The organism is Vitiosangium sp. GDMCC 1.1324 (assembly GCF_003044305.1).
GTDB lineage: Bacteria > Myxococcota > Myxococcia > Myxococcales > Myxococcaceae > Archangium.
Map to the genome: position 1 here is coordinate 695,502 of NZ_PZOX01000001.1, position 21,656 is coordinate 717,157.

General features: G+C 70.4%; 21 protein-coding genes. 15 read left to right on the forward strand and 6 right to left on the reverse strand.

Translation table 11 applies throughout. The features are described from left to right. The first annotated feature begins 2 nt into the window (after nucleotides 1–2). From DAT35_RS02670 to DAT35_RS02725, 12 genes are all read left to right on the forward strand, one after another. Nucleotides 3–398 (forward strand): precorrin-3B C(17)-methyltransferase, encoded by a 396-nt coding sequence (locus tag DAT35_RS02670; RefSeq protein ID WP_108065279.1) that lies wholly within the window; start codon nucleotides 3–5, stop codon nucleotides 396–398. A gap of 10 nt (nucleotides 399–408) precedes the next feature. Further along, nucleotides 409–1,176 (forward strand): precorrin-4 C(11)-methyltransferase, encoded by a 768-nt coding sequence (gene cobM, locus DAT35_RS02675; RefSeq protein ID WP_108065280.1) that lies wholly within the window; start codon nucleotides 409–411, stop codon nucleotides 1,174–1,176. Continuing rightward, complete coding sequence (cobA, locus tag DAT35_RS02680; RefSeq protein ID WP_108065281.1) at nucleotides 1,166–2,494, forward strand: uroporphyrinogen-III C-methyltransferase; 1,329 nt, start codon at nucleotides 1,166–1,168, stop codon at nucleotides 2,492–2,494. The genes cobM and cobA overlap by 11 nt, the downstream gene beginning before the upstream one ends. Beyond that, on the forward strand, nucleotides 2,491–3,021 hold the full coding sequence (cobO, locus tag DAT35_RS02685; protein WP_108065282.1) for a cob(I)yrinic acid a,c-diamide adenosyltransferase: 531 nt from the start codon (nucleotides 2,491–2,493) through the stop codon (nucleotides 3,019–3,021). Before cobA ends, cobO begins: the two co-directional genes overlap by 4 nt. Further along, entirely contained in the window at nucleotides 3,021–4,412 is a 1,392-nt protein-coding gene (locus DAT35_RS02690) for a cobyrinate a,c-diamide synthase (protein ID WP_108065283.1), read from the forward strand. Before cobO ends, DAT35_RS02690 begins: the two co-directional genes overlap by 1 nt. Then, nucleotides 4,409–5,098, forward strand: a complete 690-nt coding sequence (locus tag DAT35_RS02695) for an adenosylcobinamide amidohydrolase (protein ID WP_108065284.1) — start codon at nucleotides 4,409–4,411, stop codon at nucleotides 5,096–5,098. Before DAT35_RS02690 ends, DAT35_RS02695 begins: the two co-directional genes overlap by 4 nt. Continuing rightward, complete coding sequence (gene cobU / locus DAT35_RS02700; protein WP_108065285.1) at nucleotides 5,095–5,640, forward strand: bifunctional adenosylcobinamide kinase/adenosylcobinamide-phosphate guanylyltransferase; 546 nt, start codon at nucleotides 5,095–5,097, stop codon at nucleotides 5,638–5,640. The genes DAT35_RS02695 and cobU overlap by 4 nt, the downstream gene beginning before the upstream one ends. Continuing rightward, a complete protein-coding gene (cbiB, locus tag DAT35_RS02705) occupies nucleotides 5,637–6,590 on the forward strand; it encodes an adenosylcobinamide-phosphate synthase CbiB (protein WP_233261264.1) in 954 nt (317 codons plus the stop codon). Before cobU ends, cbiB begins: the two co-directional genes overlap by 4 nt. Then, a complete protein-coding gene (locus DAT35_RS02710; protein WP_158501521.1) occupies nucleotides 6,571–7,620 on the forward strand; it encodes a histidinol-phosphate transaminase in 1,050 nt (349 codons plus the stop codon). The genes cbiB and DAT35_RS02710 overlap by 20 nt, the downstream gene beginning before the upstream one ends. Beyond that, nucleotides 7,617–9,095: a cobyric acid synthase gene (locus tag DAT35_RS02715; protein ID WP_108065288.1), complete on the forward strand. Its 1,479-nt coding sequence runs from the start codon at nucleotides 7,617–7,619 to the stop codon at nucleotides 9,093–9,095. The genes DAT35_RS02710 and DAT35_RS02715 overlap by 4 nt, the downstream gene beginning before the upstream one ends. Nucleotides 9,096–9,112: 17 nt before the next feature. After that, nucleotides 9,113–10,183, forward strand: coding sequence for a nicotinate-nucleotide--dimethylbenzimidazole phosphoribosyltransferase (gene cobT, locus DAT35_RS02720; RefSeq protein WP_108065289.1), 1,071 nt, complete (start codon nucleotides 9,113–9,115; stop codon nucleotides 10,181–10,183). A gap of 88 nt (nucleotides 10,184–10,271) precedes the next feature. After that, complete coding sequence (locus DAT35_RS02725; RefSeq protein WP_108065290.1) at nucleotides 10,272–11,234, forward strand: hypothetical protein; 963 nt, start codon at nucleotides 10,272–10,274, stop codon at nucleotides 11,232–11,234. A gap of 1 nt (nucleotide 11,235) precedes the next feature. Here the strand turns inward: DAT35_RS02725 and DAT35_RS02730 are convergent, their stop codons facing one another. The 4 genes from DAT35_RS02730 to DAT35_RS02745 all read right to left on the reverse strand — a co-directional run bounded on the left by DAT35_RS02730 (nucleotide 11,236) and on the right by DAT35_RS02745 (nucleotide 15,954). Continuing rightward, on the reverse strand, nucleotides 11,236–12,681 hold the full coding sequence (locus DAT35_RS02730; protein WP_233261265.1) for an ammonium transporter: 1,446 nt from the start codon (nucleotides 12,679–12,681) through the stop codon (nucleotides 11,236–11,238). Between the two features lie 236 nt (nucleotides 12,682–12,917). Next, nucleotides 12,918–13,952, reverse strand: a complete 1,035-nt coding sequence (locus DAT35_RS02735; RefSeq protein WP_108065292.1) for an aldo/keto reductase — start codon at nucleotides 13,950–13,952, stop codon at nucleotides 12,918–12,920. Between the two features lie 89 nt (nucleotides 13,953–14,041). Then, on the reverse strand, nucleotides 14,042–14,815 hold the full coding sequence (locus DAT35_RS02740) for a WbqC family protein (RefSeq protein WP_108065293.1): 774 nt from the start codon (nucleotides 14,813–14,815) through the stop codon (nucleotides 14,042–14,044). 17 nt (nucleotides 14,816–14,832) lie between these two features. Continuing rightward, nucleotides 14,833–15,954 (reverse strand): endonuclease/exonuclease/phosphatase family protein, encoded by a 1,122-nt coding sequence (locus DAT35_RS02745; protein WP_108065294.1) that lies wholly within the window; start codon nucleotides 15,952–15,954, stop codon nucleotides 14,833–14,835. A gap of 436 nt (nucleotides 15,955–16,390) precedes the next feature. Here DAT35_RS02745 and DAT35_RS61750 point away from each other — a divergent pair, with 436 nt between their 5' ends. Together DAT35_RS61750 and DAT35_RS02755 are read left to right on the forward strand one after the other, a co-directional pair. Beyond that, on the forward strand, nucleotides 16,391–16,513 hold the full coding sequence (locus DAT35_RS61750; protein ID WP_255415134.1) for a hypothetical protein: 123 nt from the start codon (nucleotides 16,391–16,393) through the stop codon (nucleotides 16,511–16,513). 24 nt (nucleotides 16,514–16,537) lie between these two features. Then, the gene (locus DAT35_RS02755; protein ID WP_199242777.1) at nucleotides 16,538–18,748 is read left to right on the forward strand and encodes an ATP-binding protein; all 2,211 of its coding nucleotides are present in this window, start codon (nucleotides 16,538–16,540) and stop codon (nucleotides 18,746–18,748) included. Between the two features lie 6 nt (nucleotides 18,749–18,754). Here the strand turns inward: DAT35_RS02755 and DAT35_RS02760 are convergent, their stop codons facing one another. Both DAT35_RS02760 and DAT35_RS02765 read right to left on the reverse strand, forming a co-directional pair. Beyond that, a complete protein-coding gene (locus tag DAT35_RS02760) occupies nucleotides 18,755–19,546 on the reverse strand; it encodes a phytanoyl-CoA dioxygenase family protein (protein ID WP_108065296.1) in 792 nt (263 codons plus the stop codon). 2 nt (nucleotides 19,547–19,548) lie between these two features. Next, entirely contained in the window at nucleotides 19,549–20,550 is a 1,002-nt protein-coding gene (locus tag DAT35_RS02765; RefSeq protein WP_108065297.1) for an aldo/keto reductase, read from the reverse strand. Nucleotides 20,551–20,681: 131 nt separating this feature from the next. Here DAT35_RS02765 and DAT35_RS02770 point away from each other — a divergent pair, with 131 nt between their 5' ends. Beyond that, the gene (locus tag DAT35_RS02770) at nucleotides 20,682–21,644 is read left to right on the forward strand and encodes an alpha/beta fold hydrolase (protein WP_108065298.1); all 963 of its coding nucleotides are present in this window, start codon (nucleotides 20,682–20,684) and stop codon (nucleotides 21,642–21,644) included. Nucleotides 21,645–21,656 lie beyond the last annotated feature (12 nt).

Here is a 21,656-nt window from a genome sequence, read left to right on the forward strand (position 1 = left end):
TCATGGCACGCGTGGGACGTCTCGCGGGCGCGCTGCTCGCCTCGACAGAGGGGGCCTTCTATCTGGTGGGAGACCTCAAGGAGCCGTGTGACTGGGCAGCGGCCGGCTTCGAGCCGCCTGCTCAGCTTCCGGGCGTGGAACTGCCCTTCGTGCGCCTCTCGCCGGTGCGCACGGTGGAGGTGGCTCCTCCGCTGTTGGTGATGGAGCTCGAGGGCGAGGCCCTGGCACGAGTGCTCTCCGAGCGTCTGGTCATCCGCCGCAATGGCTCGGTCTCGGAGCGGCTGTGGCGGCTCGTCACCGAGCACGAGGCCCGGCCGGAGACGGACGCGCGCTGGTTGGCACAGGTGCCCGGGCACGTCTGGGAGTTGGTTCGCGACTCGGTCCTGCGCTGCTCGTGAGGAGATGACAATGAAGGTCTACATCATCGGTGCCGGACCTGGAGATCCGAAGCTCATCACCGTGCGCGGGGCGGAGCTCGTCGAGCAGTGTCCCGTGGTGCTCTACACCGGCTCGCTCGTTCCGCAGGCGGTCATCGCCCGGGCGCGTCCGGGGGCACGGGTGCTCGACTCCTCGTCGATGACGCTCGAGCAGATCATCGACGTCTTCAAGGAGGCGCAGGCGGCGGACCACGACGTGGCTCGCGTGCACACGGGGGACCCGTCCATCTTCGGCTCCACCGCCGAACAGATCCGCAGGCTCGAGGAGCTCGGCATTGCCTACGAGATCATCCCGGGAGTCTCCTCGTTCACCGCCGCGGCCGCGGTGCTGGGCAAGGAGCTGACGTTGCCGGAGCTGTCGCAGACGGTCATCGTCACCCGTGCCGAGGGGCGCACCCTCATGCCGGAAGGGGAGAAGCTGGAGGACCTGGCGCGCCACCGTGCCACCCTGGCGCTCTTCCTCAGCGCGGGCCTCATCCGCGACGTAGTGGAGCGGCTGTTGCCCTCCTATGGGCCGGACTGCCCGGTGGCGGTGGTGCAGAAGGCCACCTGGCCGGACCAGAAGGTCGTGCGTGGCACCCTGGCGGACATCGGCGACAAGGTTCGCGCCGAGCGCATCAATGCCACCGCGATGATCCTCGTGGGCGAGGTGCTGGAGTCGAAGGACTTCGCCAACTCGCGCCTGTACGACCCGTCCTTCACTCACCGCTTCCGAAGAGGGACGGACGATGCGCGCTGACAGTCCATTGCGCATTGCCATCACCGGTTCGGCCGGAGTGGGGAAGACGACGCTGGCGCACGCGCTGGGACTCCACCTCGGACTGCCCCTCGTCCCCGAGGAGATGCGGGAGCTCGTCGTGCGCACCGGGAAGCGCCTGGTGGAGCTGCCCGTGCCCGAGCGTGCGAAGGCGCTCCGGGAGCTGTGGACCGTGCGCCGGCTGCGCGAGCAGGAGCGGCGCGAGGGCTTCGTGGCGGATAACGGTACCGTGGACTTCGCCGCCTATGCGCTCCAGCATGGGTGTGCGGAGCTCGTCCCGGACTTCTTCGAGACCCCGGCGCTCGCGGCGCTCTACGACGCCGTCTTCGTCCTTCCCTGGGGCGTCATTCCCTACGAGCGGGACGGCGTCCGCGGTGACAGTCCCATGGATGAGCTGCGCTACCAGCTCGTCCTCGAGTCGCTCCTGCGCCGCTCCGTCCCCGCCTCGCGGTTGCACTTCGTTCCGGACACGTGTGTCACGCTGGAGGAGCGGGTGCGCTTCTGCCTGGAAGTGCTCAGGCGTCCGCGAGAGGAGCGCCGGGGCGGCTTCGTGTCCCTGGTGGGAGCGGGTCCGGGAGATCCGGGGCTGCTCACCGTGCGCGCCCGAGCGCTGCTGCAACAGGCGGAGGTGGTGGCCTATGACGCCCTCATTCCTCCGGCGGTCCTCGCGGAGATCGGCCCCCAGGCGGAGCGCATCCTCGTGGGCCACCGTCACCAGGGCGCCACCCAGGCGGGTTACCGGCTGCATCCGGCGGTGCTCGAGCAGGCCCGCGCCGGGCGGCACGTGGTGCGGTTGAAGCAGGGTGATCCGTTCATCTTCGGCCGGGGAGGCGAGGAGGCGGAGGAGCTGCGCGAGGCGGGCATTGCCTACGAGGTGGTTCCAGGCGTCTCGGCGGCGCTCGGGGCCGCGGCCTATGCCGGCATCCCGCTCACGCACCGGCAGCACGCCTCCGACGTGTCCTTCGTCACCGGGCACGACATCGAGGGGCCCCGGAGCCACACCGACTGGGAGAAGCTGGGCGCGGCCGGAGGCACGCTGGTGTTCTTCATGGCCACCCGGAAGCTGGAGGCCAACCTGGCCCGGCTGGTGGCGTGCGGGCGAGGTCCCCAGACGCCCGCGGCCTATATCGCCTCGGCCACCACGCCCGAGCAGGTGGTGGTGGTGGGAACCCTGGAGACGCTCGCCGCGCGGGTGCGGGAGCGCAACGTGCTGGGGCCTCCGGCCCTGGTGGTGGTGGGCGAGGTGGTGCGGCTGCGCGAGCACCTCGCCTGGTTCGAGCAGCAGGGGAGTGGGACATGAGCACGAGGCCGTCGAAGGGCTTGCTGGTCGTCTACACGGGGGATGGCAAGGGGAAGACCACCGCCGCGCTCGGAGTGGTGTTCCGCGCGCTCGGGCGGGGCATGCGGCCCGCGGTGGTGCAGTTCATCAAGGGCAAGTGGAAGACGGGCGAGCGCACCTTCGCGGAGACCCTGCCCGGACTCGTCTTCCTCACCATGGGCCGGGGCTTCACCTGGGAGAGCGAGGACCTCTCCCGGGACAAGCGGGCCGCCCAGGAGGCGTGGGCCGAGGCCCGGAAGTTGATGTCGAGCGGTGAGCACGAGGTGGTGGTGCTCGATGAGCTGACGTACGTCATCAACTACGGTTTCGTCCCGGTGGAGGAGGTGTTGGAGGCGCTGGCGGCGCGCCCCTCGCACGTGCATGTGATTGTCACGGGCCGCTCCGCTCCGGAGCCCCTGCTGGCAGCGGCGGAGCTCGTCACCGAGATGCGCTGTGTGCGCCATCCCTTCGAGAAGGGCTTTCCCGCCCAGGTGGGGCTCGACTTCTGATGGAAGACACTCCTCTCATTCCCCGGTTGGTGGTGGCGGGCACCGCCAGCGGCGTGGGCAAGACGACCGTCATGGTGGCCCTCACCCGGGCGCTCCAGTCACGTGGCCTGAAGGTGGCCACCTTCAAGTGCGGGCCGGACTACCTCGACCCGAGCTACCACGCGCGTACCACCGGCGCGCCGTGCCACAACCTCGACGGCTGGTTGATGGGCCGTGACGCCGTCGTCTCCACCTTCCGCCACGCCAGTCAGGGTTGCGACGTGGCGCTCATCGAGGGCGTGATGGGGCTCTATGACGGAGCCTCGCCGGACTCGGACGAGGGCTCCGCGGCACAGGTGGCGAAGTGGCTGGCGGCGCCCGTGCTCGCGGTGGTGGATGCCTCGGGCATGGCGCGCACCATCGCCGCGGTGGGCACGGGGCTCGCGGCCTTCGATCCGGAGCTGAAGGTGGCGGGCCTCTTCGCCAATCAGGTGGGCAGCCAGGGCCACCTGGAGCTGCTCCAGCGCGCGGCTCGCGGCACAGCGGTGCCGGTGATGGGGGGGCTGCCCAATCAGGAAGCACTCGCGTTTCCCTCGCGCCACCTGGGCCTCCTCACCGCCTCCGAGGAGAGCATTCCCACGCGGAACCTGGATGCCTGGGGCGCGCTCCTCGCCGAGTGGAATGACGTGTCCGTCTTGCTGCGCCTCGCGGGGGAGGCCCCTGCCTTGCCGGAGGCCCCGGAGGAGGAGACCCGCGCAGCCCCCATCACCTGCCGCATCGCGGTGGCCCAGGATGCCGCGTTCCACTTCTATTACGCGGACAACCTGCGGCGGCTCGAGCGGCTGGGGGCTCAGTGCGTGCCCTTCTCGCCGCTCGTGGATGTGGCCCTGCCTCCAGATGTGCACGCCATCTACCTGGGAGGCGGCTATCCGGAGCTCCATGCGCGGCAGCTCGCCGACAACCACTCCCTGCGGCGCGCCATCTCCGCCTTCTGCGCACGTGGTGGCCCCATCTACGCCGAGTGCGGCGGGATGATGTACCTCAGCCAGGCTCTGCGCACCCTCGACGGCCAGGACTTCCCCATGGTCGGGCTGGTGCCTGGAATCGCGGTGATGGCTCCCAAGCTCCAGGCGCTCGGCTACGTGGAGGTGGAGACGACGGTGCGCACCGTGCTCGGCGGAGCGGGGCTGCGCTTCCGCGGACACCAGTTCCGTTACTCCACCCTGGAAGACGTCCCCGCCCAGGGTGGGGCTCTGCGCATCCGCCGGCGTCGCGGTGGCACCACCCATACCGAGGGCTTCGGCCCGCCCAACGTGCTGGCCTCCTACGTCCACGCCCACTGGGCCTCCAACCCCCTGGTCGCCGAGGGATTCGTGGCTTCCGCTCGCGCCTTCAAGGAGCGCTGTCCATGAGGGTCGCGCTCGCCGCACCAGAGCTGGAAGCGCCCTCGCTGGAGGGAGGCGGACGGCTGCTGGTGGTGCGCTTCGCTCGTCCGCACGCCGTCTTGTCCTGGGCCGTGCTCAACGGGGGCCGCCGGCGCGCTCGGGCGGTGGTGTGGCGGCAGGTGCGCGACGACGAGCTCGTTCCGGGGGTGGACCCGGTGGAACTGCTCGCGGCCAGTCTCAGGGAGGAGCCGCCGGAGGAGACCGTGGGCCTGCTCACCTCGCGAGACGTGTCCACCTTCGACGACGTGCGCCTCACTTCCGGTGCGCTGTGGGCGCGCTGTGTGGCCACGGTGGGGTTGGGCAACGCGCTGGCGGCGGGAGATGAGCCCGGGCCGCTGCGGAGCGTGGGCACCATCAACCTCCTGTGCCAGCTGTCCCGCCCTCTCTCGGAGGGTGCGCTGGTGGAGGCGGTGGCGCTGGCGGCCGAGGCCCGGACGGCGGCCCTCGTGGAGGCGCGAGTGCCCAGCCGGCGCTCGCTGCGAGTGGCCACGGGGACGGGCACGGACTGCATCGTGGTGGCGGCTCCGGAGGGGCCCGGAGGCGAGACATACATGGGCAAGCACACCCGGCTCGGCAGCCTGCTGGGGGGCGCGGTGCGAGAGGCCACCACGCGCGGAGTGCGCCGCTGGCTGGAAGAGCGAGGTCTCCGGTGAGGGGAAAGATCATCCTGGTGGGAGGCGGCGTGCGCTGTGGCAAGAGCCGCTTCGCGCTCGAGCTGGCGCAGGCAATGGGACCGCGGCGCACCTTCATCGCCACCGCCGAGCCCTTTGACGAGGAGATGCGCGAGCGTGCCCGGCGCCACCGCGAGGAGCGGGCGGATCGCTTCGACACGGTGGAGGAGCCGCGCCGGCTGTGCGAGGTGCTGGAAGAGGACTCGGCGGACGTGGCGGTGGTGGACTGCGTGACGCTGTGGCTGTCCAACCTCCTGCTCCGAGGGGATGCGCCGGAGGAGATTCTCGGAGAGGTGGAGCGGCTCGTGGGAGTGCTTCAGCGGCGGCGGGGCGCCACCATTCTCGTGACGAACGAGGTGGGCATGGGCCTCGTCCCCGAGTCCCCTCTGGGACGCACCTTCCGCGACGTGAGTGGCGGGGCCCACCAGCGCCTGGCGGCCGCGGCGGATGAGGTGTACTTCGGCGCGCTCGGCCTGCTGCTGCGGCTGAAGCCGGGGAACCTGGTGGTGGGGGCGGGCGGATGATGGATGGTGGAACGTACGCGCTCCTGGTGCTGGGGACCGCGCTCGTGGTGGACCTCGCCTGGGGCGAGCCCCCCGCGGCCGTGCACCCCGTGGTGTGGATGGGGCGACTGCAGCGGCGCTTGCGGCGGTGGGCCCCTCGTGCGCCCGCTCCCGCGTTCCTCCACGGGCTGGGAATGGCGGTGGCCGGACCCGCCCTCTTCGGACTGGGAAGCTGGGCGCTGCTCCATGTCGTCTCTCCCTGGCCCCTCTTGCAGGGAGTGCTCGAGGTGTACCTCCTCAAGAGCGCCTTCGCGGTGCGGGCCCTGGCCGAGGCGGGCCTGGCTGTCTTCCACGCCCTGCGGAAGGAGGATGTGCCGGGGGCGCGCCTGGCCTTGCGCAGCCTCGTGTCGCGCGACACCTCGGGCCTCGAGCCCCCGCTGCTCGCGGCCGCGGCGGTGGAGTCGGTGGCGGAGAACACGTCGGACTCGGTGGTGGCGCCGCTGCTCTTCTACGCGGTGGCGGGAGTGCCCGGAGCACTGGCCTACCGGGCGGCCAACACCCTGGACGCGATGATTGGATACCGCGGAGAGCTGGAATGGCTGGGCAAGGCCGCCGCCCGGTTGGATGACGTCCTCAACCTGGTACCGGCGCGTCTGTCGGCCGCGCTCCTGGTGCTGGCGTGCGCGCTGTGTGGTGCGTCGCCGGCCCGGGCGGTGCTCTCGTGGTGGCGCGATGGGTCCGCCACCGAGAGCCCCAACGCCGGCCGTCCCATGGCGGCGGTGGCTGGGGGGCTGGGCGTGGAGCTGGAGAAGGTGGGGCACTACCGTCTGGGCGCGGGAGGGCGCCAGCCTGGAGCGGAGGACATCCGCCGCGCGGTCTTCCTGATGCTGGCGGCCTCGCTCCTGGCCGCGGCGTTGACGGCCGCCTATGTCGCGGGGGATGGATTCCGTGTTGCCCACGCCTCGCCCTGAGTTGCAGCACCTGGAGCTCACGCCTCACGGAGGCGATGCGGCGCCCGGGTGCGTGGACTTCAGCACGGGCGTCTCGCCGCTGCCTCCTCCGGAAGGGGTGCTCGAGGCCTTCCGGGCCGCCGACGTGCGGCGCTACCCGCACCCCACCGCGCTTCCCCTGCGGGATCCACTGGCGGGGCTGCACGGGATGCCACTCGATGGAGTGGTGGTGGGCAATGGCTCGGTGGAGCTCATCTGGGCCCTGGCCCGCGCCTTCGCTGGTCCGGGGCGCAGCGCGGTGGTGCTCGCTCCCGCTTTCGGGGAGTACGCGCAGGCGGTGCGCGCCAGCGGCGCCTCGGTGGAAGTGCTGGCGGCCCAGGGGCCCCCTTTCGAGTGGAGCCTCGAAGTGTTGCTCGCCACGCTCCGCCGCCAGAGGCCCTCGCTCCTCTTCGTGTGCAGGCCGAGCAATCCCTGCCTCGCCGTCCTCCCGATGGAGGCGGTGCGGGCCGCGGCGGCTGCCTCGCCCGAGACGCTGGTGGTGGTGGACGAAGCCTATCTGCCGCTCTTCGAGGGCGTGCAGCCGGTGCACCCGGGAGGCAATGTCGTCGTGCTGCGCTCGCTCACGAAGGTCTTCGCCCTGCCGGGGCTGCGGCTCGGCTACCTGCTGGGAGAGCCACAACTGCTGCGCGCGGTGCAAGCGTCCCTGCCTCCCTGGAACGTGTCGGCTCCGGCGCTGGCCGCGGGCCGGGTGGCACTCGAGTGTCTCGGCCAGGTGGACGCGGTGAGGGCGGAGGTGGCCCGGCTGCGAGCCGCGCAGGAGTCGGCCCTGGTCGAGGCCGGTGCCCGGGTGGACGCCACGGGAGGCACGTTCCTCCTGTGCCGGGTGTCGAGCGCCCGCACCTTCGCCGCCGCCGCCGTCCACGCCGGCATCCGGGTCAGGGACTGCACCAGCCTTGGCCTTCCCCATCACATCCGCGTCGGGGTGCGGCCCGAGGCGGATCATCCCCTTCTGCGCGCCGCCTGGAGGCGCGTCCGGGAGACGCTTGAATGACGGCCCGAACCCTGATGGTCCAAGGCACTGCCTCCAGCGTGGGCAAGAGCCTGCTGGTGACGGCGCTCTGCCGCATCTACGCGCGGCGGGGTTTCAAGGTGGCGCCGTTCAAGTCACAGAACATGGCGCTCAACTCGGCGGTGACGCCGGACGGAGCGGAGATTGGCCGGGCCCAGTATGCCCAGGCCGAGGCGGCGAGGGCGGTGCCTTGCGCGGAGATGAACCCCATCCTCCTCAAGCCCGAGACGACGTCGGGCTCGCAGGTGGTGGTGATGGGCCGGGTGCTGGGGAGCATGCACTTCCGGGACTACCACCGGCGCAAGCCGGAGTTGCGCGAGGTGGTGGGGCAGGCGCTGGACACCCTCCGCGCTCGTCATGAGCTGGTCATCATCGAGGGCGCGGGCAGTCCGGCGGAGGTGAACCTCAAGGATCGCGATCTCGTGAACATGTGGGTAGCCGAGCGCGCGGACGCTCCGGTGGTGCTGGTGACGGACATCGAGCGGGGCGGGGCGATGGCGGCGCTGGTGGGCACACTGGAACTGCTCGAGCCTCCCGAGCGAGCGCGGGTGCGGGCCCTGGTGGTGAACAAGTTCCGAGGCGATCCATCGCTCTTCCAGGGAGGGGTGGGCTTTCTCGAGCAGCGGTGCGGCATCCGGGTGGCGGGGGTGATTCCGCACCTGGGAGACACGGGCATCGCCAGCGAGGACTCGTTGGACTTGCGGCCCGGAGAGTCGAGCGGCGGGGCGCTCGTGTGCATCGTGAAGCTGCCGCGCCTGTCCAACTTCGATGAGTTCGAGCCACTGGCGCGCGAGCCCGGGGTGGAGGTGCGCTGGTGCGAGCGGCCCGAGGAACTGGAGGGAGCGCGGCTCGTCATCATCCCGGGCACCAAGTGCACGGCGAACGATCTGGCGTGGCTGCGGCGCACGGGGCTGGCGGGGGCGCTGGTGCGGCGGGTGCACGCGGGCCAGCCGGTGCTGGGCATCTGCGGTGGCTACCAGATGCTGGGCGAGCGCATCCTCGATCCCTTGGGAGTGGAATCACCGGAGCCGGACGTGGCGGGGTTGGGCCTGCTGCCGGTGGTGACGCGCTTCGAGAAGGAGAAGGCGACCGCGCCGGTGTCGATGCGGCTCGGAGAGGGGCTGCCGGGGATGCAGACCGCTGGAGGGCTCGAGGTGCGGGGGTACGAAATCCATTGTGGCCGGGTGACGGTGGCACCGGGCGCGCAGCCCTTCGGTACGTGGGTGCGGCGCGGGAGCGAGGCGTGCCGGCTGCTCGAGGGGTGTGTCGCACTGGGAGGGAGGGTGGCGGGCACGCTCGTGCATGGCCTCTTCGAGAACGAGGCGGTGCGGCGGGCGTTGCTGTCGGAGCTCGGCGTCACGGCGGATGCGCAAAGGGCTGATCCGTACGAGGTGCTCGCGGATCATTTCGCGAGTGCCCTGGATCTGGCCTATCTCGACCGGATAGCGGGACTGTGAGCGGACAGGAGAACGCGATGACGGCTGAAGTGGAGACGCAGCGGGGACGATGGGTCATTCCTGAGCTGGACACGGCGGCGGCCGAGCGTGCGCGACAAAGGCAGTCCCGCCTCACCAAGCCTCCGGGGAGCCTGGGGGTGCTGGAGGAGGTGGCGGTGAAGCTGGCGGCCTGGCAGGGTACACCGCTGCCCCGGAGCCGGCCCGCGGCGGCGCTCCTCTTCGCGGCCGATCATGCCGTCACCCGTCACGGCGTCTCGCCCTATCCCTCGGCCGTGACCGCGGCCATGGTGGAGAACTTCCTGCGGGGTGGCGCGGCGTCCAGCGTCCTGTGCCGGCAACTGGGAGTGCCATTGCACGTGGTGGACGTGGGCGTGATGCGGCCGCCCGCGCATCCTCCCGCCGAGGGCGTCTTCTTCCGGCGCGACCCGGTGGCGGACGAGCCGGGAGGCGACCTGCGTGTGGAGGATGCGATGAGCGAGGCCACCTTCCGGCGCGCGCTGGAAGCGGGGGCCGCGGAGGTGGACACGCTTCCGGACGACGTTCGCCTGGTGGTGCTGGGCGAAATGGGCATCGGCAACACCACGGCGGCGGCGGCGGTGGCGGCGGTGCTGCTTGGGCGGGCGGCGGAGGACGTGGTGGGCCGAGGCACGGGAGTGGACGACGCGGGGCTGGCGCGCAAGGTGGCGGTGGTGCGCGATGCGGTTCAGCGGCTCGGGGGAGCAAGTCCCCAGCGAGCCGTCCAGTCCGCCGGGGGCAGGGACATCGCGGCCCTGGTCGGTGCGGCGGCGAGAGCCATCGAGCGGCGCAAGGGCGTGCTGGTGGATGGCTTCATCGTCTCGGTGGCGATGCTGGCGCTGGAGCGGATGGTCCCGGGAGCGCGGGAGTGGATGCTGTTCTCGCACCGCTCGGCCGAGTCGGGCCACCGGCACGTGCTGGAGGCACTCGGCGCGAGGCCGATGCTCGACCTGGGGCTGCGGTTGGGCGAGGGGAGTGGCGCTCTCACGGCACTGCCGCTGGTGGACGCCGCGTGCGCGCTCCACACGGGCATGGCCACCTTCGAGGAGGCTGGCGTCCCGGATCAGGGCTAGGGTGGGGGGCGGCGCCCGAAATGGAACGGCACGGCGCCCCGTTGAAGACGGGGTATGCGAGCACGGCGTCGCCTGAAGAGGAGCAGAAATGAATACATTCCTGGTACGGACGGCGGGACGAAGCCTCCACCGGCTCCCGGTCCTTGTTCTCCTGTGCGCGGTTCCCCACGTTGCTCACGCCGCGGGCGGTAACGTCATCAAGGGAGTCGTCGTTGCGCCCGCGGGCCAGAAGGCGAAGGGCACGGTGGCGACGGTCTGCCCCTATGGTGATTCCAATCCCAAGGCGTGCATCGTCTCGGCGCCCATTTCCGAGGACAGCCGGGTCGCGTCCTTCTCCGTGTCGGGAGTGGATTCCGGGCGCAGCTACACCGTCGTCCTCTGGAAGGACAACGGCGATGGCAAGATGGGCGAGGGCGATTGGATCGGCACCTTCATGAACAGGCCGAACGATCGGAGCAAGCTGCGGCCCGTCTCGACGAACCGGGGCTTCGGGCTCATCCCGTTGGTGCCCTTCTCCCGGTTGGGCAACCATGATGCCTTGGCGGAGCCCTTCGACGGGAAGGGGACGCCGCTGTCGGACCTGGAGCAGGCGGTGGGCACCTGGGTCCACGAGACGAGCGGCGTCCAGACGGGGATGGCGGCGGGGACCGGTCCGGCGTGGCAGTCCGTCCAGATCAAGGGCGGCATGAGCTCGACGACGCTCCGGAGCAAGTGGACCCGCGATGCCGTCGTCCTGACGATCAACAAGGACAGGTCCTTCACCTGGTACTCGCCGACCGACACCTTCGATGACAACGAATGTGCCCGCATCGAGACGGCGGAACAGTCGGGCACCGTCAGCAAGGACAAGGACGTGCTGACGCTGAAGAACGGCCCCGGGAAGATCACGGTTCAGGAGAGCTGCCATCCGGACAAGGACGGCGTCTCTCCGATCGCGGCGGGGGAAGGCAGCTTCAAGGCCTCGTTCCAGGAGGGCCCGGACAAGCGGCTGCGAATGAAGCTGGAGAACGGCGGCGCCCGCTTCGTCTTTGTGAAGCAGGCGCCGAAGTAGCTCAACCCTCCATCACGGGCTCGGCACCGATCGGCGCCTTGCCGGGCTCGCTGGCCTCCGCGGCGGGCGCCTCGCGAGGCGCCACGGCGGGGCTGCCCAGGGAGATACCGGTGTGGTAGGCGCGCTCGCCGTGGACGTGGGGATCCAACCCCTCGTACTCGGCCTCGGCGTCCACGCGCAGACCCACCACCGCCTGCACCACCTTGAGGATGACGAAGGTGAGGAGCGCGGAGAAGGCCCCCACCGCCAGCACGCTGAGCGCCTGCTTGCCGACGAGGGACCAGTTGCCGCTGGCGATCAGGCCATCGGCGCCGGCCGGATTGACGGCAACGGTGGAGAGCACGCCGGTGAGCAGGGCGCCGAGCGCACCACCCACGCCGTGCACGCCGACCACATCCAGGGCGTCGTCGTAGTGGAAGCGCTCCTTGAGGAGGACGCCTCCGTAGCAGACCGAGCCGGCGAGGAGGCCAATGCCCAGCGCGCCCATGGGCGAGACGAAGCCCGCCGCCGGGGTGATGCCCACGAGGCCGGCCACGAGTCCGCTGGCGGCACCCAGCGCCGTCACCTTCTTCAGCCGGATCAGATCCACGAGGCCCCACGCCACCGCGCCGGACGCGGCGGCCAGGTGGGTGTTGGTCGCGGCGAGCGCGGCCAGCTCATTGGCGGCGAGCGCGCTGCCGGCGTTGAAGCCGAACCAGCCGAACCACAGCAGTCCGGCCCCCAGCAGGGTGAAGGTGAGGTTATGCGGGGGCTGACGCGCGCCCTGGCGGCGGCCCACCACGAGCGCCACCACGAGCGCCGAGACACCGCTGGTGAGGTGCACCACGGCGCCACCGGCGAAGTCGAGCGCGCCCAGCTTCAGCAGCCAACCATCCGGAGCCCAGACCCAGTGGGCCACGGGCGCGTACACGAACGTCGCCCAGAGCACCGTGAAGAGGAGGAAGGCGGAGAACTTGAGCCGCTCGGCGTACGCGCCGCTGATGAGCGCGGGCGTGATGGCGGCGAAGGTGCCCTGGAAGAGGAAGAAGATCAGGTGCGGCAGCGTGCCATGGGCCTCCGTGCCCACTCCCTTCATGAACAGGTGCGTGGCGCCACCGATGAGGCCTCCATGGCTCTCTCCGAAGGCGAGCGAGTAGCCCCACAGCGCCCACACCACCGTCACCACCGCCAGAGCGCCGAAGCTGTGCATGAGGGTGGAGAGCACGTTCTTGCCCTGCACCATGCCCCCGTAGAAGAGCGCCAGCCCCGGTACCATCAACATCACCAGTGCGCTCGCCACCAGCACCCACGCCACATCGGCTCCGACGATTCCGCCCGACATCATCACCTCACATGGAATGGGCCCTCGGGCCCGCACACCGCTGGGCCACTGCAACTCGAGGGCCAGCGCCGCCAATACCTGGAGTGATGACGCATCCCGGCGAAATCCTTGGAGGATTTCGAGCACGAGGGGCGTACCGGACGAAACCGCCTGGCTGCCCCCGATCCTACAAATTTGTCGGTCGAGTCCTCAGAACCGACAAATTCGTAGGACCTCGGGAGGGCGCCAGGGTGGGGACCGCGGTGCTGCATCTGCAACCCGGGAACGGAAGGAAGCGGCGCTGTCCTACGTTTTTGTCGCTCGCTCGCTGATTTCCTACAAAAACGTAGGAAGCCATTCCGGGCTTCATTTCCTCTCGGGCATCAAGGGGTCGGGAAGGGGTTGCGCTCGACGAACTGCCGCTGGTGCCAGTAGGGGTAGGCCGAGGGCGTGGCGCTGGCCGCGTCGAGCTTCGCCACCTGCTTCGGGGTGAGGTTCCAGCCGATCGCGCCCAGGTTCTGGCGCAGCTGCTCCTCGTTGCGTGCGCCGATGATGACGTTGGCGACCGTCGGCCGCTGCAGCAGCCAGTTGATGGCCACCTGCGGCACCGTCTTGCCAGTCTCCGCTGCCACCTCGTCGAGCGCATCCACGACCCGGTAGAGATGCTCCTCGGCGACCTGGGGGCCGCCCGCGGCTGCCGCGGAGTTCTGGAGCCGGGTGCCCTCGGGCAGGGGCTGGCCACGGCGGATCTTCCCCGTCAACCGGCCCCAACCCAGCGGGCTCCAGACGACCGCGCTGACCTTCTGGTCGAGCCCCAGCGGCATCAGCTCCCACTCGTAGTCGCGCCCAACGAGCGAGTAGTACGCCTGGTGGGCCACGTAGCGAGCGAGGTTGTGGCGCTCGGACACGGCCAGCGACTTCATCAGGTGCCAGCCCGAGAAGTTCGAGCAGCCGATGTAGCGGATCTTCCCGCTGCGCACGAGGTCATCGAGCGTGTTGAGGGTTTCCTCCACGGGAGTGGTGGCGTCGAAGCCATGGAGCTGGAAGAGATCGATGTAGTCGGTGCCCAGGCGGCGCAGGCTCGCCTCGACCGCGCGGATCAGGTGGTAGCGCGACGAGCCCACGTCGTTGGGACCGGGGCCCGCGCGGAAGGTGGCCTTGGTGGAGATGATGACCCGCTCGCGGCGGCCTTTGATCGCCTGGCCGAGGATCTCCTCGGCCATTCCGTTGGAGTACACGTCGGCCGAGTCGAACATGTTCAGCCCGGTGTCGAGGGAGATGTCGACGAGCCGGGTGGCCTCTTTCACGTCGCTGCTGCCAAAGCCCTTGAAGAACTCGTTGGCGCCACCGAACGTCCCCGTGCCGAGGCTGAGGACGGGAACCTTGAAGCCCGAAGCGCCGAGTTGTCTGAATTCCATGGAGTAGACCTTCTTGTAGGGGCCCGCGTTCGCGCGGAGCGGCCGCCAAGCTAACGGGGACGATTTCAGGGCGCAGCGGTACTCGCGGCCTACTTCGCGAAGGGGCCCCAGGGGTTGGGCTCGAGCCACTTGCGGACCTCGTCCACCGGGACGTTCGACAGGACGTCCACGATGGACAGGCCCACCACGAAGCGCTCGCCCTTGCGGCCCTGGTCGTAGGAGGGATAGCGGAACTTCTGCCACAACAGCCGCACGCCCGCGTCCCGGAAGGGCCCCGGCTTCAGGTACAGCGAGCCCACCGCCGAGTAGTACGTGTCCATCCCCAGTTGCGTGCAGTACGACGCCAGCCGCCCCGTCTTGTCCGGGTGCGAGCGGTCCAGCGTCGACGCCAGCACCACCCGGGGCTTCAGCCCCAGTGGCTCGTGGAAGAGCGCCATGCTCGCCAGCAGCGTGCGCAGCAGGGAGCCGGGTCCTCGCTCCTTCGCCGCCTGCGCGTAGAACTCCTCCAGCCTCGGCAGCACCTGGCTCCGGAAGTAGGGCCTCCGGCCGTACAGCATCGTCAGCGTGGCCAGGTGCTTGCGCGTCCACGGCTGCCCCGTGTCCACCGCCAGCTCGGAGATCCGCGTGTCCCGGTGCGCTCCCTCCAGGGGAATCGTCAACCATTGGAAGGCGGGCTCGGCGGGAGGGGGAAGGGGAGTGCCCGGCGGCAGCGCCACCCGCGCCCTCCGCTGCCAGCCCCGCCTCAGCCACTGCACATTGTCGAGCACCAGCAGTGTGTCCGCCCTCGCCACCTGCTCGTAGAAGTCCAGCCACGGCAGGTAGTGGGGTTGCTCGGCGATCAGGACTCCGGACAGCTCACTCACGGTCCTTCACTGTAGCGTCAATTCCTCGTGCACGTGGGCATCCGCAAGCGTGCCACCACCCCGTCCTGGTCCGAGCGCCAGGGTCCGAACCGGCGCTCCTCCCGAGTGCCGCCCACCGCGTACGCCAGCACCGGGCCCATCCGCCGGAGCCCCGGAGTCACCGGCGTGCGCACCAGCACCAGGTGGAGGCGCTCGGCCAGTGCGGACATCTCGAGCGGCACCTCTCCCAGGCGGCGCGTCCACACGTCCACGTAGTCGGCCAGCAGCAGCTCCCGGTAGGTGGGCGCCCCCATCCGCCCCAGGTTGGCCGGCGTGTTGAAGTCCCCCACCAGCACCACCGGCAGCGGCTCGCCGCGCAGGGTGCTGATCAGCTCCCGAGCCTGCGCCAGCTGCACGCGCAGCCCCTCCTCGTCCGGCGCCGGCTCCAGGTGCGTGCTGACGAACCGGTACTTCCGTCCCTCCACCTTCGCCGCCACCGAGGCCCAGCCACGCGGCAGCGTCACCGGCTCGAGTCCGGGGCGGGACACTTCCCGCCGCGCTCCGTAGTTGCCCGTACGGACTTCGCTCACGTCCACGTCCGCCCGCGCGAGGATGACGTCGAAGTCCGTCAGCCGCACATCGTCGAACGTGGGCCCGGGGCCGCTGAGCAGGGGCACCTCCACGTCCGCGTTGCGCACCCTCGCCACCTCCCGGTAGTGCAGCCCGCGCGCCTCCAACTCGCCCAGCAGCACGGGCAGTGCGTCCAGGTACACCGCCTCCGCCGGCTGCGTGCCGCCGAAGAGCGAGTCCCCCGGGCTCTGCAGCCGCACCTGGGTCACCTGCTGCAGCCCGATGAGGTGCGGACGGGCATACTGGATTTCATCCGCCAGCTTGCGCGCCCGCGCGGAGAGCGCTTCGTGACTCAGCGCACCAAACATCTCCGCGGCGCGTGCCGGCAGCTCCGCCGCGGTGGGTGCTTCCAGCACCCGCTCCACGCCCATTCCCGGGGACAGGCCGCGCGTCATCACCGCCAGTGTTCCCCGGTCGAAGAGCTCGGACGCGGAGACTTCCTTCCGCTCCTCCACCACCTGGGGCAGCGCCACCACCTGACAGGCGCCGAGCGCCACCATCCACAATCCCACCGCGATGCAGGACTTCATCTGTGACTTCCCCCCGGACCGACCCCGCCCTGAGCAATCCGCCCGCCCGCCTGCCGGCCGCGGACAGCCGCGGAGAGATAGGGCTCCCCCGCTCGGATGCCAGGGGTCCGGGTTTCCCCTCTGCTCCGGGCGACCACCATTGAGCACGCCGAGGTCGCACAAACGTTGAACACATGGCAATAATGCGGGCCGCTCGGCGGTTCCCCGAGCGGTCGGGGTTCCCCCTTCGCCCCTCCCACCTCTCCCCCAGGAGGAGTGAACGAGAGTAGGCTTCCATCAAATGGAGAGCGGTTCTTCCGGGATCGGGTGCTTCGGGTGGACCGGAAGGGCCTCGATCTAGCAATCTGCTGTTTTCCAAGAATCCGCTCCAGCTTTCATGCGCTTCCTCCTTCTCAGTCGCGACGGTGACCACCCCATCGGGTCGGAGCTCACCCGAATGGGCCATGAGGTCGTGGTTGCCTCGGGGCCCGAGGTCACGGCCGCCACCATCTCCCTGGTGGACGTGCTCGTCGTCGGGGCTGATCAGGTCCGTGAGAAGTCCGAGTGGTTCAACCGGTAGCGCGCGCAGATTCGAGCCGCCGAGGTGTCCGTGCTCGGCATGGCGGCCAGCCTCGCCGAGGAGGAGCTCGCCCCGCTGATGGAGATCGGCGTGGACGACTATCTGGTGGCGCCCTTCCACCCCTCGGACGTGCGCGCCCGGATCGCCCTCTTCGAGCGCCGCTGCTACGCCTTCATGCGCCGGCAGTCGCACGAGGAGTCGGCCCGCGGGGAGATCGAGCGCCTGGCGGCCATCATCCAGACGCAGAACGACATCGCGCTGGCGGGGTTGGATCTGGACGTGGTGATGCGGCTCATCGCCGAGCGGGCGATGATCCTCTGCGGCGCGGGCGGCGCGGCGGTGGGCATCATCGAGGGCGAGGAGATGTACTACCGCGTCTGCACGGGCTACTCGAAGCAGTTCGAGGGCGCGCGTCTGGCCATCGCCAGCACCATGGCCGGTACGAGCGTGCTGCGCGGCGAGGTGATGCGCACCGACGACACCGAGCGGGATCCGCGTGCCAACGTGGATGCGGCGCGCCGGCTGAAGGTCCGCTCGATGTTGAACGTGCCTCTCAAGCGCGACAACCAGACGGTGGGCGTGCTGAGCATCGCCTCGCAGGTGCCGTTCGCGTTCGTGGATTCGGACGAGCGTACGCTGGAGCTGATGGCGGGGCTGCTCGGAGCCGCCATGGGCAACGCCGCCGAGCACGCGGCGAAGCAGGCGCTGATGACGGAGGTGGCCTCCATCGTCACCGCGCTCCAGGAGAGCCAGCACCTCTTCGACTCGTTCCTCAACAACAACCCGGCCCTGGCGTACATGAAGGACGAGTCGGGCCGGCGCGTCTTCGTCAACGAGCCCTTCCGGCGCTTCTTCGGGCTGTCGCCCGGCGTGGACGTGAGCACCATCCCCGACGAGCAGCTCATGCCCGCGGAGACGGTCGCCCACCTGCAGGAGCAGGATGACCAGGCCTTCAAGTCCGGCCAGCCCTCGGTGTCCGAGAGCATGATTCCCACGCCGGACGGTGAGCCGCGCCAGTTCCTCACCTACCGGTTCATCGCCCGGGACAGCTCGGGCCGGCGCTTCCTGGGAGGCGTGTCCTTCGACATCACCGAGCGCAAGGCCGCCGAGGAGGCGCTGCGCCGCTCCGAGGAGAGCTTCCGCGCCCTCATCGAGGGCTCGCCCGAGGCCATCTTCGTGCACCGCGGCGGGCCGCTGCTCTACGTCAACCCGTCGGCGTGCTCCTTCTTGCGCCTGAAGGCCAGCGAGCTGGTGGGCCGCTCGCTGCTGGACTTCGTCCACTTGGAGGATCGCGCCGAGGCCGCTGGCATGCTCGATGGTCTGCCCGGCCGTGGGGCCCTGCCGGGCCGGGGCGCCCACCGTGTCCGGGAGATCCGCTTCCAGCCTCCGGACGGCGGCGTGCTGACGGCGGAGATCAGCAGCCTGCGGCTCGTCTTCGCCGGCCAGCCCGCCACGCTGGTGAGCGCGCGCGACCTGACCGAGCGCCGGCAGATTCAAGCGCGGCTCGTCGTGGCCGACCGGCTGGCCTCGGTGGGTACGCTCGCCGCGGGTGTGGCGCACGAGATCAACAACCCGCTCGCGTTCGTCATCTCCAACCTGTCCTTCCTCACAGAGGAGCTGCACGCCATCACCGGGCTGCTGCCGCCCGGGCGCCTGGACGAGCTGGAGGAGGTGCTGGAGGAGACGAACGAGGGCGTCAACCGCGTGCGGCTCATCGTCCAGGATCTCAAGACGTTCTCGCGAGGCGACGAGGAGCAGCCCTCGGCGGTGGATCTGCGGCGCGTCATCGACTCGGCGCTGGCGCTGGCGCGCGGTGAGCTGCGCCACCGCGCCACGGTGGTGAAGGAAGTGTCCGAGGTGCCGCTCGTGGAGGGCAGTGAGGCCCGGTTCGGCCAGGTGGTCCTCAACCTGCTCATCAACGCCGCCCATGCGATCGCCGCCGGCCAGCCTGACAAGAATGAGATCCGCGTGGTGCTGCGCGCGGAGAGCAACCACGCCATCATCGAGGTGAAGGACACCGGGTGCGGCATGCCGCCCGAGGTGCTCAGCCGCATCTTCGATCCGTTCTTCACCACCAAGCCGGTGGGCGTGGGAACGGGGCTCGGCCTGTCCATCTGCCACGGCATCATCACCGGCTTCGGCGGGGAGATCACCGCCACCAGCGAGATGGGCCGGGGCAGCACCTTCCGCATCAGCCTGCCCGCCATCCGCAAGAGCAAGCTGAAGGCGGGTTAGGGCGTCTCAGCGCGAGGCGCGGCGGAAGAGCGGGAAGAAGTCGCGCGGGGCCTTCTTCTTGCGCACGCAGCGGATGTCCGCGCTCATGTAGCAGGCGGAGAAGCCCCGACGGCGCTGGCCCGTGCGGCTCGGCTCCGAGCGGTGCCACACGTAGTTGTGGAGCAGCAGCACCTCACCGGCCTTCACGGGCAGCGGCACCGCCAGCCGATCCGCTTCGCGCGCCGCCACCTGGTCCGGCGGCACCACGCCCCCGAGCGCTGTGGCCAGCCCCCAGCGGTGGCTCCCCGGCACCACCTGCACACAGCCTCCGTCCAGCGGCGCGTCATCCAGCGCGGTCCACAGTTGCAGCTCGGGATCCCGGGTGAGGCCCCATAGCCGGCCTCCGTCCTGGTGCCAGGGCAGCTCGCTCCCGCCGCGCTGGCCCTTGTGGAAGAGGATGGCCCGGTAGAGGGTGATGTCGCCGGTGATGCACGAGCGAGCGATGCGCTCGAAGAGCGGGTTCTCCATCCACGCGAGGAAGCGCGGATCCTTCTCCAGCTTCTCCAGCTTGCGGTAGTCCAGCGACGGACCCTGCCAGCCGAGCCCCAGGGGCGCGTCCTCGTAGCGGCCCGTGGGCGCGTCCATCTGCCAGAAGAAGCCCGGGTAGCTCACCCGGCCCAGCATCAGATCATCCGCGCGCTCGCGCAGGGACTCCAGGCCCTCCGCGCTGAGCAAGGGGCCCAGGCGCGCGTAGCCGTGCTCGGCGTAGTGCGCCAGGGGGCCGGCGATATCGAAGGTCTCCGCGTCCACCGCCAGCATGCTCACCTCGCGTATGTGGCGTCCGTGCCGAGCCACTCCCGGTACACCTCGTCCACGCGCGTGACCACCTCGGGAGGCAGTGGCTTCGCACAGGCGTCCAGCGCCGCGTCCAGGTGCTCCACCGTCCCGGGGCCCGCCAGCACCGAGTCCACTCCGGGCCGGTTCGCCAGCCAGGCATAGGCGAGCTCCACCAGCGAGAGGCCCGCTTCTCCGGCCACGTCGCGCAGCCGCCCGGCCAGCTCGAAGAGGCGATCGGACCAGTAGCGGCGCTGGTAGAGGCGGTTGCCGTCGAAGCGCGAGCCCGGGGGAATGGGTCCGCCCGGCACGTGACGTCCGGAGAGCAGCCCTCCGGCCAGTGGGTTGTAGACGGTGGTGTGGATGGGGTAGCGCCTCGTGAAGGGCAGGTACTCCACCTCCAGCTGCCGCACCAGCGGGTTGTAGAGCACCTGGGACACCTTCGGGTGCGGCAGGCCGCGCGCATCACATAGGCCCCGGAGCTCCAGCAGCTGCCAGGCCGCGTGGTTGGACACGCCCCAGTGCCGAGCCTTGCCTGCGCGCAGCAGCCCGTGCACGGCCTCCAGCGTCTCCTCCACCGGCGTGGAGGGATCCGGCGCGTGGAGGTAGAGCACGTCCACGAAGTCCGTCCCGAGCCGCTTCAAGCTGTCCTCCACCGCACGCGTCACCTGCCCTCCGGAGAGGCCCTCGGGTTTCCCCCGGACGCGCGCCAGCCCCACCTTGGTGGCGATGCCCACGTCCGCCCGCCGGCCGCGCAGCGCCTGGCCGAGGAGGCGCTCGGCCTCTCCGTTGCCGTACGAGTTGGCCGTGTCGAAGAAGGACGCGCCGCGCTCCAGGGCTCGGGCCACGATTCGCTGCGCCCCGGGGGCCGGGGTGCGTGCACCGAAGTTCATCGTGCCCACGGCCACTGCCGCGGGGGGCGCTCCAGGGCCCGAGGGGCGGGGCTCGAGCCAGCGAGCGAGGGAAGGGGCGGAATCAGCGAGGGTCATGAGAGAGGGGAGGACGCTTGGGCCAGGGGGTGCATTCCGTGGAACAACAGGGGCGGCGCGACCTCCGCCGCCACCGAATAGTGAACGTCAGACCTTGCACCGCCGGGGGGGCGTCCGAATGGTGGGCGCGTATGCCCTTCCGCCGCCTCACCCGCTTCGTCACCGCTCCCGATGGCACCCGCGTCGCGTACCACACGCATGTGGGAAATGCTCCAGAGGGCGAGGCGGAACCGACGCTCGCCTCCCGCCCGGCGGTGCTGCTCACCAACGGCATCGGCACGTCGGAGAACTTCTGGCGGTACATCGTCGCGGACCTGGAGCAGGACCACCGGGTCGTGCACTGGGACTACCGGGGCCACGGCCGGAGCGAGCTGTCCGCCAGTGGTAACTACTCGCTGCGCACCCACGTGGACGACCTCGAGCGCGTCACCGAGTTGATGATGGCCCGGGGTAACGGCCGTCCTCCGCACCAGGTGGGTTTCTCCATGGGCGTCCGGGTGGTGCTGGAGCTATACCGGCGCCGGCCGGAACTGGTGCCGGCCATGACGCTCATCGCGGGCAGTCCCTCCTCCCCGGATCCGAGCGCCTGGCTCATCCCTCTGCCGGGTGGGCACGACACCCTGGCCCGCTCCTTCCAAGCCCTGACACCGCTGGTGCCCCGGGTGGCGCCGTTCGTTCATGAGCTGCTCGCCTCGCGGCTGGCCTATCCGCTCGGGCGCGCCACGGGCCTGCTACGAGCCCGCGCCCCACGTGCGGACATCGTGGAGTTCCTGCTGGCCTTGCGCCGGATGGATCCGCAGGCCTTCTGGATGATGATGCGCGGCCTGGTGGAGGCTCCGCCGAGCTGGGACGTGCTGCCCGGAGTGCGGGTGCCCACGCAGATCATCGCCGCGAAGAACGATCTCCTGGTGCCGCTGCGCGAGATGACGCGGATGCGCGAGCGGCTGCCCTCCGCGGAGTGGGTGCTGGTGGAGGACGCGGGTCACGCGGGCATGGTGGAGGCGGGCACGGAGATCGCAGAGGCGGTGCGCCTCTTCCGCCGGAGCTGTGGCCTGGCGGAGCAAGAGGGGTCCCCACGGGCTCATTCAACCTAGTAGCTGATTCAA